6 protein-coding genes are annotated in these 11,940 nt (G+C 69.7%); 1 reads left to right on the top strand and 5 read right to left on the bottom strand.

The features are described 5' to 3' along the window. Positions 1-417: 417 nt before the first annotated feature. Positions 418-1,131: a TetR/AcrR family transcriptional regulator gene (locus B1818_RS21130; protein ID WP_078113886.1), complete on the bottom strand. Its 714-nt coding sequence runs from the start codon at positions 1,129-1,131 to the stop codon at positions 418-420. A 102-nt stretch (positions 1,132-1,233) separates the two neighbouring features. Between B1818_RS21130 and B1818_RS21135 the strand changes: the two genes are divergently transcribed. Then, positions 1,234-2,154 (top strand): sterol desaturase family protein, encoded by a 921-nt coding sequence (locus B1818_RS21135; protein ID WP_078113887.1) that lies wholly within the window; start codon positions 1,234-1,236, stop codon positions 2,152-2,154. Positions 2,155-2,295: 141 nt separating this feature from the next. Here the strand turns inward: B1818_RS21135 and B1818_RS21140 are convergent, their stop codons facing one another. The 4 genes from B1818_RS21140 to B1818_RS21155 form a co-directional block, all read right to left on the bottom strand. Further along, positions 2,296-3,675, bottom strand: a complete 1,380-nt coding sequence (locus B1818_RS21140; protein WP_176455965.1) for a TetR/AcrR family transcriptional regulator — start codon at positions 3,673-3,675, stop codon at positions 2,296-2,298. Positions 3,676-3,836: 161 nt separating this feature from the next. After that, positions 3,837-7,532 carry a murein biosynthesis integral membrane protein MurJ gene (locus tag B1818_RS21145; RefSeq protein WP_078113908.1) on the bottom strand — a complete coding sequence of 1,232 codons (3,696 nt, stop codon included), beginning with the start codon at positions 7,530-7,532 and terminating at the stop codon, positions 3,837-3,839. Between the two features lie 389 nt (positions 7,533-7,921). Then, a complete protein-coding gene (locus B1818_RS21150) occupies positions 7,922-10,516 on the bottom strand; it encodes a DUF6049 family protein (protein ID WP_078113909.1) in 2,595 nt (864 codons plus the stop codon). 118 nt (positions 10,517-10,634) lie between these two features. Further along, a complete protein-coding gene (locus tag B1818_RS21155) occupies positions 10,635-11,867 on the bottom strand; it encodes an NUDIX hydrolase (RefSeq protein WP_058253768.1) in 1,233 nt (410 codons plus the stop codon). Positions 11,868-11,940 lie beyond the last annotated feature (73 nt).

An 11,940-nucleotide genomic window follows, 5' to 3' on the forward strand; every position in this document is an offset into this window, starting at 1 on the left:
TACACGCCGGCCGCGGGGTTCAGGAGCGTTTTCGGCACGCCCTTGCTCCCCGATCCGAACGAACGACAACCGCGAGCGCATCAACCCTTCGTGGATCGTCGCTTGCGCTCCTCGCACCTCAGTATCTGCGGCCTGGCGGCCGTCGTGGACTACGAAGGAACCCGTTGTGTTCGAGCAAGCCCAACCACTGCTCCCTGAGACTGAGGAGGCCGGAGCTTGCGGAGGCCGTCACGAAGGGTCCTGGGAGTCGGGTTGCGAAGACCGTGACGCGCCCTCCGCAAGCTCCGGGCGCTCCTCAGCTGAGAGAGCAGGGGGCAGGGCGTTCTTTCGGATCAGGGAGCAGAGGGAGGGCACCGTTTTGACCCCACACAGCAGCGGTTCTGTAGTTCTTGCGGATATGGGAGCAGCCTCGAAGGGTCAGGTCAGAAGCCGGCCATAGGCGGCGGCGAAGAGCTCCACACAGACGTCGAGGATCTCGTCGAGCGCATAGCGTTCCGCGTCGGCCTCCCCCGCACCGGCGACGTACCAGTCGACGAGAAGCTGGGTGACTGCTCCGACCAGGCCCACCGACGCCAGCCGTTCGCGGTCCGACGTCGGTCGCGAGCCACGAGCGAGTGCCAGGATGAGCGCGGCCCAGTCGTGGATCGCGCGCATGCGGACCCGCTCGATCTCCGGGGACACACCCACCACTTCGACGAGCATCACACGCGCGCGCCGGGGATCGTCGGCGAGGCAGGACATGAACGCCCCGAGAGCCGCTCGTGTGACCTCCGGAACACGCTCGGCGGCAACGCCTTCCGCCGAGTCCGATGATCCGGGGGCGGCGCCGGCGATCTCCGCTGCGGCATCGACGGTCGCCGCCCGGACGAAGTCGACGCAGTCGTCGTACACGGCGACGAGCAGGGCGGCGCGGTCGGTGAAGGACTCGTAGAAGTATCGCTGCGTCAGTCCGGCGAGGTCGCAGATCCCCTTCACCGACACGTTCGCGTATCCGTCGGTTCCGAAGGCGTCGAGCCCGGCCTCGATCAGGGCGGCGCGACGGCGTTCGCGCCGCTGCGTCGGGTCGGCTCCGCCATAGCGTCGTCCGGGCGGGGTCGGCGTCGACGGGCTCGGGTCCGGCACGGCTGTCACGCGAACTCCCTCCCGGGTCTTTACAGCAGATCTTCTGACACGTTACCTTGTCAGAAGTAAGTGACATGGCATCGTGTCAGATATCGCTGTGAGGGGACAATCGTGCTGGAGCTCTTGCCGGAGCCGATGAGTGAGCCGACCGTGCTCGCGATCCCGTTCTTCGTCACCCTGCTGGCCATCGAGTGGTTCGCCGCGGCCAAACTCGAGCACGATGACACCGAGACAGCGCCGCCGGGCGCCTACGACTCGCGGGACGCGCGTTCGAGCGTCTCGATGGGACTGGTGTCGATCGCGACCAGCGCCTTCTGGAAATTCCTCGGACTCCTGCTGTACAGCGTGCTGTTCGCCTATGTCGCCCCGTGGCAGCTTCCCGCGGACGAGTGGTACACGTGGATGATCGCCTTCCTGGGCGTGGACCTCCTCTTCTACTGGAGTCATCGCGTCTCGCATCGGGTCCGCCTGGTGTGGGCGACCCATCAGGCCCATCACTCCAGCGAGTACTTCAACTTCGCGACGGCGCTGCGGCAGAAGTGGAACATCAGCGCCGCGGTGCTGATGTGGATCCCCCTACCGCTCCTAGGCATCCCGCCCGCCCTGGTGTTCGCCGCCTACTCGCTGAATCTCATCTACCAGTTCTGGATTCACACCGAACGGATCGGAAAACTGTGGGCACCCGTCGAATTCGTGCTCAACACACCGTCGCATCATCGGGTGCACCACGGCTGCGACCCCGAGTACCTCGACCGCAACTACGGCGGGGTCTTCATCCTGTGGGACCGGATGTTCGGCACGTTCGCACCGGAGATCCGCCGGCCCCGTTACGGCCTGACCAAACCGGTGGACACATACAACATCCTGCGACTGCAGACGCACGAATATGCGGCGATCGCGCGGGATGTGCGCGGTGCGTCGACGTGGCGCGCCCGCCTCGGCTACGTCTTCGGGCCGCCGGGATGGACGCCACGCGACCTGGTCGGAGAGCAGGTGGCGGGGACGACTGGCGCATCCTCGGAACGCATCTGACGGAGCGACCTCAAGGGCGAGGTCGGTCGGGCGCCATATGCGGTCACCGTGCCGATCGTCGTGACGAGTGAGATGAGCGCGGTCTGGATGCCGAGCACCGCCGGGCTGATCACGAAGCTCATGAGCCAGACCTCAACTCACTCAATCTGGTTCGTGCATCTGAGCCTGCCGCGAACAGGCATCCGAGCCCTGCTGCCACCACCGTCGCCCCGAGAACGGCGCAGCGCCCGAGGCCCCGGGGTCGGTCCTACGCTTCTCGCGTGTCAGGCGGTCGCGTGAGTACCGCGGGGCGGCCGAGGGAACCGTCACGGTCAGATACGAGCGCGCGGTATCAGGATGGCGTATGCCAGTTTCCTCAATTGCCCGTCGATGCCGGGCCGAGAGCGGAGCTCGGGGGACGAGATCACGTGGCCGGCGAACCCGGCCAGAGCCTGCTCCAGAGCCTTGGCATCGGCCTGTGACAGGCTGGGCGTACGCACGCGGATGGCAGTGGTCCACTCGGCGGAGTAGTCCGAGGTGATGCGGCCGAGAGATCTGGTCGGCTTCCGGTAGATACACCGCGTCCCGAACTGCCACGGCCAGCACCCGCCCATTGGGGCCCAGCGAGTAGTCGACGAACACGCGCAGGAGCACGTGGAGCGTGTCACCGGCGGAGGCTCCGTCGAGTGCCGCGATCGACGTCCCCAACAAGCCTTCGATGCCTCGACGGATGACCGTCCACAAGATCTCCGTCTTCCCTGCGTGCTCGTGATAGACGGTCGCCACCGAGACGCCCGCGTGGGCGGCGATCTCGTCGATACGAACGTTCCGGAAGCCGCGTACGAAGAACAACTCGGTCGCGACGTCGAGGATTCGTTCGCGTCGGGCGATCGGACTTCGACGTGATCGTGCGTCATCTGTCCCCACCACAACCGGAGCCGTGGCCAGGTCACAGTCGAGAATCGAGTCCGTGAGCGCTCGCTGGACCTGCATGAGCCGCTTGGCCGACAGTGAGCCACGCATCCGGGCCGTGCTCGAGTACACACTGAGGACAGCGGTCGCGAGTAGTTCCGCGCCCGCCGGGTCGACCGCGGGTCGGGCGGCGCTGATCTTCGCCGCCAGCGTGTCCACGAGTCCCCCGAAGGAGCGATTCAACTCGGACAGGCCCGATCGCTCCAGGTGCAATCGTTCGCGGTTCCAGAGGATGGAGACATCTCGATGCGCGGTCATGTCACCCAATGCGTCGAAGAACAACCCGATTTGCTCCTCGGGAGTGCCACCGCGCTCCTGCGCATCGGCCATGAACCGGCTGACGGTCCGCACCTGCGCGGTCAACGCCTGCGCGAGGATGTCCTGCTTGGACGGGAAATGTCGGTACAACGCAGGCCCGGTCAGTCCGACCGTCGCACCGATCTGTTCCATGCTCACGTTGCGGTAGCCGAACTCCTGAAACAGGCGTGTCGCCTCTCGGACCAGGTGTTCGAGCCGGAGTTCGGGCAGTCGAGCGCTCTTCGCACTCGCGGTGTCTGCGGATTTCGACACTGGTGTCGAGGGCAGCGGTACAGGAGACCGCGCCGATGGATCTGCGTCATGACCCGCTCGTACGCGAGTGCCGTCGTCGTTCATACTCGTTGGTCGTAACTCGGACCTCGAGTTGCACGCGCCGATAATCGCGGGGCGCGGTCAGGTGCTCGACCGGTGCGTCAGCCGGCCATCGTGACGCGCGAGATCTCGGCCTGATAGCCGCTTCCCGAACTCGGCAGGCTCGTGAGCCAGACCATGACGTAGCGGGTGGTCGGCGGCTGGGCGATCGGAATCGTGGTGGACGCCTGGTCCACCTGACCCGACGCCACCGTCGTCGTCCGGGCGAACGCCGGACGCGCCGACGGCGACGTACGGATCTCGACGCTGATCCCGGGCGTCGGACTCTCGATGGTGACCGACCGCACCAGGCGTTCCGCTCCGAGGTCGAACATGAGGCCCAGCCCCGGCTTGAGCCCGCCGAAGTCCGGACGCCCGCGATAGTTGTCGGTCTGCCACGGCGGGGCGGCGCCGGTGATCACGTTGCGAACGTTCGCCGAGTTGTCCGGTGTCTGCGCGGAGAAGTCGACGACCGAGACCGACTGCAGCGCAATGGGTTGCAAGGCCGCCGGGGCCGCGGGCGTCGGCGGCGGCTGGGCGCCGGGCGGAGGCGAGGGCTCGGTCGTGGTGAGGATCGAGTCGATGTCGCTCGAGCCGCTGCTGCCGCCGAAGATGTTGGTGGCACCCACGATCAGCGCGATGACGATGAACAGCGCGAGGAGTCCGGCGCCGATGAGCAACGCCAGGTTGCGGCGCGGTGGCTTCTCGTCGCCGCCGGCACCCAGTCGGGGCGCCACGCTCACCGGCGGCGGGGCGTCGGCGTCGGTGATGGCCGGCAACATGTCGGTGTTCAGATCGACGACCGTGGCCTGATCGAGGACGTGCTGGACCGTGGCCGCGGTACGGATCCCGCGGGAACCGTCGAGCGCGCGCGCCGCGACCGCCGAGATCTCGAACGGGATGTCGGGCTTGCTGAGCCGCGGCTCGACCGGTTGTCCGTCCTCACCGGGCGTGGCCACGGGGATCCCACCCACGGGCTCGGTGGAGTCGGCGGTGGTGATCAGCCGGGACCCGTCCGCGGGATCGAGCGCCCAGCGGTTGAGCAGGAGCGCGTACAGCACGGCACCGAGGCCGCGAACATCGGACGCCTTGTCGTCCCCGGCGAGGGTGCCGGGGAACGCCAGCACGGCATTGCCGTCGTGGCTGATGCGGATGCGGTCGGGATGGTCGATGGACAGCGCGCCACCGGAGCGGTGGGCGATCTCGGCGGCCGCGGCGAGTGAACGCACCGCCCGCGCGGCGCCGATCGGCGACGGTCCCGACCCGGCGACATCCGCCAGGGACGATCCGGGCACCCATTCGGCGACGACGATGCCGCCCGACGATCCGCGGACGACGTCGAGGACCCGTGCCACCCCGTCGGAGTTGATCTGGCCCAGGCGCAGGGTGCGCGACAGCACGGCCTGCGGTCCCTGATCGGACATCTTGGCGGCCTGACCACGCTCGGGCGGCGGTGCGAGCTGCTCGGCGTCGACGAAGGTCAGCGCGACCTCACGGTCGAGGTTGATGTCCTGGGCCCGCCAGAACTGCAGACCGCGGGTGCCGCCGTGCTGCTCGAGCAGTCGGTACCGGCCGCCGGCGACCGCAGCACCGGGGATGAGGCGTGGTCCGCGCCGGCGTGGGCTCGCCGCGCTGTCGGCCGCACCGGTCTCGGCGGCGGGAGTCGGGGTCGGTGGAGTGGGTGCGTCGCCGGCTCTGGGCGCGGCGGGCGGCCCGGTGGCAGCAGTGGTGTCGACCTCACTGTCACTCACGCGACGGACTCCTCTCCTGCGGTATCTGATGTCGCGCGGTACCGGCGCGCGTTCGGGGATGGGGCGCACATCCCGGGTCGCGCCGATCGCGCCACCGGAGTGTACGGAGTACGACTGCCACGTCGCGGTACCTCTGTCGAAGCGGCGCAGCACCTGTACCTGACCAGAGTACGGGAGCGATTCGTCGCCTGTGACGCGCGGAAACTGAACTGTGATCGCCGGTGACTGTTCACGTTCGGGCTGCGGCGGCGGGGCGAGCGCCGGGATGAACCGGCCGAGCAGACGGCGTACGGCCAGCCCGATCGCGACGACATCCGGTACGCGGGCCGCGGCGAGACCGGCGTAGGTCACCGCGAGCACCACCGCGGCGGTCAGCCCGAGGTAGAGGACCGACCCCACCTTGCCCAGCCAGCCGATCATGTCGTCGAGGCCGGTGAGTTTCGCGACTGCCCACACGGTGGCGGAGACCCCGATCGAGACAGCCAGGGTCACGACGGACGTGCGTGCCACATCCGAGAGCCGGGCCCCGCGAAGACGGCTGCGGAGCAGGAAGTGCCCGACGACGGCACCGACCAGATAGCCCAACCCGTTGGACAGCGCGAGCCAGCGCACGACGAGTTCGGGATCGTCGAAGAGCACCGGCCCCAGGTACGACGACACCACCTTCACCACGGTGATGCCCAGCGCGATGAACGTCGGGGTCCACGCGTCCTCGCGGGCGTAGAACACGCGCAGCTGGACGAGGGTCATCGAGTACGGGATGAGGGTGAACGCACCCCACGACAGCACCGAACCCAGCTGCGACGCGGAGGCGGCGTCGAACTTGCCGAAGTTGAAGACGGCGATGGCGATGGCCGGTCCGAAGAACGTCATGAACGACACGACCGGGACGAGGGCGACCATCGTCAGTCGCGTCGCCAGGGACAGATCGTCGACGACCGCCTTGGTGTCGTCGGCGGTGGCGTTGCGCGACAGTCGCGGCATGATCGCGGTCAGGATGGTCACGCCCAGCACGCCGTACGGAAGCTGCAACAACTGCCAGTGGGTGAAGTAGATGCTGACGCCCGACGCGTCGGCCGACGATGCGATCCGGTAGGTGACGATCAGGCCGACCTGGAGCAGCGCCACATACGCGACGATCGCGACGGCCATGTTCCCGAACTGGCGCAGGCGCGCGTCGATCCCCCACTGCAGGCGCAGCCGCACCCCCGACTTGCGGAGGAACGGCACCAGTATCAGCGCCTGGAGCACGACACCGGTCGTGCAACCGATGCCGAGCACCAGGAGCTGCGGATCGGACATCCGGACGGGGTTGAGGGTGATCTCGCCGGGCACCACCGCGTAGAGCACGAGAGTGGTGATCTGCACGACGTTGTTCAGTACGGGCGCCCACGCACCCGGCTTGAAGTAGCCGCGCAGGTTGAGGATCGCGATGAACAACGCGGACAGGCCGTAGAACAGGATCTCCGGCAGCAGCAGGTAGGCGAGCGCGGTCGACAGCTCGCGATTGACCTGCCCGTCCCCCAGGTTCAGATAGGTGAGCAGCGGCGCCGCGATCACCGCCACGACCGTCGCGGTCCCGAGGACGACGACGGTGATGGTGAAGATCCGGTTGATGAAACCCTCGCCGCCGTCGTCGTCCTCGGCCTCGGCCCGGGCGAGCAGCGGGATGACGATCGCGGTCAGCACGGCGCCGAGGACGACCTCGGCGATCATGTTCGGCAGCACGTCGGCCGCCTGGAACGCCGAGGCGATGGCAGGGCCGAGCATCGCGAGGATGAGCACGGTCCGCAGGAAGCCGGTGATGCGACTGAACAGGGTGGCGATCGCGATCGACCCGCTGGTGCGCAGGATGCTCGAGTCCGAGTCCCGCGCCAGACCGGTCGACGACGCTTTCCCGTCGGACGCCTTCCCCTCGGGCGCCTTCTCGTCGGGTGCCTTCTGGACGGACACCGCGCCGGCGGCCACCGGACCGTTCGACGGTCGGCGGGGGTCGGACGCGGTCATGACCCGCGTGTTGTTCTGGGCCGGTGACACGTCCGGCCGGGCCGGCGTGGGTGCCGGTGGAGTAGGTGCCGATGGCGCGGGCGGACGCGGGGCCGAGGGTGCCCGCCCGCCCGGTCGCGGCGGCGCGGGTCGTGGGGCCGCAGACCGCGCGTCGGGCGATCCTGGTGCGGCAGGCCGTGGCGCGGTGGGTCCCGGATCCGGGGACCCGGGCGGGATCCGCGTCGGAGGCACCCGGCCACCCGGAACCCGGTTCGGCGGAATCCGCCGGGGTGCGGCGCGCTCGGGACGCTGGGGCGGCACCGGGCCGGGTGTCCCCGACCGCGGTGCACGCGGCTCATCGTTCCAGGTCACGTCGCTAGGGCCGCCGTCCTCGGGTCGTCTGATGTCGGTCATGGAGGGTCATCGCCCGGTTCCTCGCCGTACGTCCGACCCTCGCTCTGCAGGGTACGGCGTCGTTCCTGATACCCGCTTCCGGCAAGCATTCGCTCGAGTTCGTCGGGTTCGGGACGGTCGGCGTCGGCGGGATCGGGCTGGCCGCGGAAACGATGCCAGAGGCGACGCGCGGTGAGCAGGACGAGCGCCGCCGCGGCGATGATCGTGATGTAGAACAGCGGCTTGCCGTACGCGTTGGTGTGCACCGACAGGCTGATCGGCTGGCCCAGTGGCACGCCGGTGACCGTCGACAACCGGATCTGCACACTGATCGCCTCGGAGGCGTCGCCCTGGGTGGGCAGCTGGATCTGCCGGGTGCCGCGCGCCGGGATCTCGATCACCCCGAGGTCGCCGATCTCGATGCCCGCCGGCTCGGATGTGGTGATCCGGGCACGCACCGGGAGCGCGAGGTCGTTGCTCACGACCAGCAGCAGCGGACTCCGCTCGGAGGCCAGCGTGTAACGACCGCCGGGATCGAGGATGGTGACCGACTGCGACATCCGGTACAGGGTCGACGCGACGGCGTCGATGCGTTCGGTCTGCGCGCGCCGCAGGTGGGTGTAGACGGCCGACCCCTGGGCATCCGGGGAGCGGATCGCCCGGAGCTGGTCCTCGCGCAGCGGCGACATGTACCGCTCGGGGGTGGCGGCGACATCCGCCGAGCGCACCAGGGCGCCCTCGAATTGCCAGCTGTCCTCGACATTGCGTCGTATCGATCCGGTCGCGTCGCTCGTCAGCACCGAGCCCACCTCGCCCACCGGACCGACCCCGGGCGGGTCGATCAGCCGCGCCTGCTCGGGCGCGGAACCGAGGTCGGCGGCCAGCGTCGACAGCGGAGCCGGTGTCGCGGCACCCGATTCGAGGAGCAGCCGTGCGGTGGTGAACAGGGCCTCGGCGTCGGCGGACGTGGGCGACCAGTACGTCGGGGGCATCAGGAACGCCGATCTGCCGACGACCGGGTCGGGCGACGGGCGTGCCCCGGGTGCGGTCGGACCGGGTTCCGGCGCGGCGATCGCGGGATAGGCGAGGGCACCGATCGCGCTCTGGCGCCTGCTTCCCTCGGACTCGTCGGACAGGTCGACGCGCTGACTCGGAGGCGTCAGAGCGGGGGTGGACGGCGCCGTACCGAGCGCGGCGAACGAGGCGGTCACAGGTGCGTCGTAGGTCTGGGCGGCGAGGTCACCGATCCGGTAGCGGCCGGCGGCGTCGCGGCGACCGACCGGCGCGACGGAGTTCGACGACACCGCGGTCGCGGTCACCTCGGCCTCGGTGAGGGCGGCGGCGCCGTCGGCGTCGATCGCCCCCAGGGCGGGGATCGAGAGACCGCGCACGCTCCGGACGCCGAGCACGGTGTCGATGATGTCCGCCGGTGACCGCAGCGCGGCCTCGGTGAGGCCGGTGTTGCCGATCCGAGTCAGGGAGGTCAGGTCGGCCTGCGCGTACGGCAGGGCCACCACACACATCCGCTGCGCGATCCATCGCAGGCTGGCGAGCCAGCGACCGGCGGCCTGCGCGCCGTTACCGGGCCGGGTCGTCGACCGCGGATCGGCGGGATTGTCGGACACCTCGTACCCCAGCGACATCGCGCGCACCGTGACGACGAGGTCGGGGTCGATCGCCAGGCACATGCTGTCGGCGAGCTTCTCCGAACCGGGCAGTGCGCTCGGTTCCGGGTTCTCCGGTGTCTCGGATGGCGGGGTGTCCGATGCCGCCGAATCAGATTGTGCAGGTGGAGGTTCCCCGACGACCCGCTGCAGCGCGGCGAGTAGCTCGGCGAGTCTGCCGCCGTCGGCGAGCGACCGCGCCATGTTCTCGTTGATCAACCGGACCGGTTCGGTGTTGCCGCCCAGCACACCCGGCGCGAGCTGCGGCGGGGCGGCCAACGGCCACACCATCGTCATGCGTGCCGGGCTGGACAGGTTCGCCGACACCGACCCGTCCGGCCCGAGCCCGACGACCGGGTCGGCGTCGGAGTACTCGGTGGACGGGTCGACGTAACCGGCGGCCCGGGTGTCGTCGGGCGGTAGGGACAAGACCGGCAGCAGCATCCGCGATCCCGCGACCTGCGCGGTGTTGCCGTACTCGGGGGTGCCGTTGACGTTGACCTGCATCGGGTACACGCCGGGCTGGGAGATGGCCAGGCCCTGGCCGTCGGGACCGTTGTTGGCCGAGAGTGCCATCGACATGCGGAAGCCGACGCTCTCGCCGGGGGCGAGCGAGTCGGACAGCGCCTCGAAGGGGCCGGCCACGGCGACGGCCGGATCGTCGTCGGCGAGGTCGGTGCGCAGGCCCGCGGCCGACGCCACCGGATCGCCGCGCTCGAGCCGGATGGTCAGGTCGGTGATGGACCGGTCGCCGACGTTGTCGACGCGTCCGCTGACGGTGACCACCGGCCGGCTGGTCGTGGTCACGATGTTCGGGGTCATCGAATCGATGACGATGCGGGCGAAGCGGCTCGGTGACCGGTCCGACGCGCCGGACCCGGCGTCGGAATCGCTGGTGGCCGTCTCCGGCGCCGCCGACGCCGGTCCCACCGCGCCGGACAGGACCATCAGACCGAGAACGGCCAGGACCACGGCGGAGGCCAGAGTCGCGAGCGCGCCGGACCGCAGCGCATGCGAGAAGGCGAGAGAACGAGACGAACGGGGCTCGGCGGCGGACGGGCGCGGCTCAGCCATCGCCGGCCGCGGGCCGTCGTGGACGGCGCCGGCGCCGGCGCGGACGAACCGGGGGCGGTGGCTCGTTGCGGCGCTGGTTGCGCGCGGCGGCGGCTTTCTCATAGGCGTTGGGTTCGGTGCGGATGCTGTCGGCCTCGGACTGGGCCAGCCGGGTGGGGTCGGCGGCGAGTTCGGCGATCACACCTCGGGCCATCCGGGCGAGTCGCCGCTCGTCAGAGTACGTGAGCCGACGCGGGAGCTCGTGTAACGGCACCCAGGCCACCTCGGACACCTCGTAGTCGGCGTCGGACAGCTCGCCGCCCGTGCACCGCAGCAGGTAATGATGCACGGTCTTGTGGATCCGACGACCTTCGCTGACGAACCAGTAGTCGATCTTGCCGAGCGGGGCCACCACCGTGCCCTGGATCCCGGTCTCCTCCTCGACCTCGCGGATGGCGGTCTGCTCGGCGGTCTCGCCGGTTTCGATGTGTCCCTTGGGCAGCGACCACATGGTGCGTCCGCGACGGTCGACGCGACCGATGAGCGCGGCCGACAACTGGTCGACGGGGAGGTCGAGGTCGGAGATGACGAGCCCCCCTGCCGAGGTCTCGCGCACGGTGCGGAGTTTCTCGTTGCCCGCGCGGTCGGGATGGACGCGCTCGGCAGCCGGGCGTTCGGACGCACGGTCCGCCCGCGCCGTGCGCCGTCGACCCTTCGACGCCTTGCCGCCGGCCTGGGTCAGACCGGTCTTGGTCAGCTTGGCGCTGACGGCGACCATGTCCGACGGCTTCGGCGGGGTGACGCGGGGTCGCGCACGATCGGGATCGACCGGGAGCTTGTCGACGGGCTCGGCCTCGACCGGATCCGGGCACGCGGGATCGGCGGCCCGGGCGCGGGCGAGGTCATTGGGAGTCGGGTGATGAGTGCTGGGTGCCGGTTCGGAGGCCGGGTTGGGCGAGCCGGGTTTGTGGCCCGGCCGCGAGCCCGCCTGGCCGGGAGTCGGCTGCTTGTTCTTGGGTTGGGCATGACCGCTCTGTTTGTGCCCGTGCGGACTGTGCGCCGTCGGGGTGTGAGCGGGCGCCGCACCTCGGTTCTCGGACTTGCGCCGGCCCCGGCGGCGTCGGCCGCGCCGGGCACGACGCCCCTGGCCGGAGGCATTCTGCTCGCCTTGTCCGCCACCCTCACCGTGCGCACCCGACGAGACGCCGCTGACGTCTGAAGGGTTGGTCGAGGAATCGGTGGACACTCCACGATGCTAGCGGCTGGTCACCTGCAGTTTGTCCGGACGCCTCCGAGGGCGCGTAGGTTGTGGATTCGCA

The organism is Gordonia sp. IITR100 (assembly GCF_002009645.1).
GTDB lineage: Bacteria > Actinomycetota > Actinomycetes > Mycobacteriales > Mycobacteriaceae > Gordonia > Gordonia hongkongensis.

Coding starts and splice junctions, on each gene's coding strand:
- B1818_RS21145 (WP_078113908.1), bottom strand. CDS start 7,532: ATGACCGCGTCCGACCCCCGCCGACCGTCGAACGGTCCGGTGGCCGCC.
- B1818_RS21150 (WP_078113909.1), bottom strand. CDS start 10,516: ATGGTCCTGTCCGGCGCGGTGGGACCGGCGTCGGCGGCGCCGGAGACG.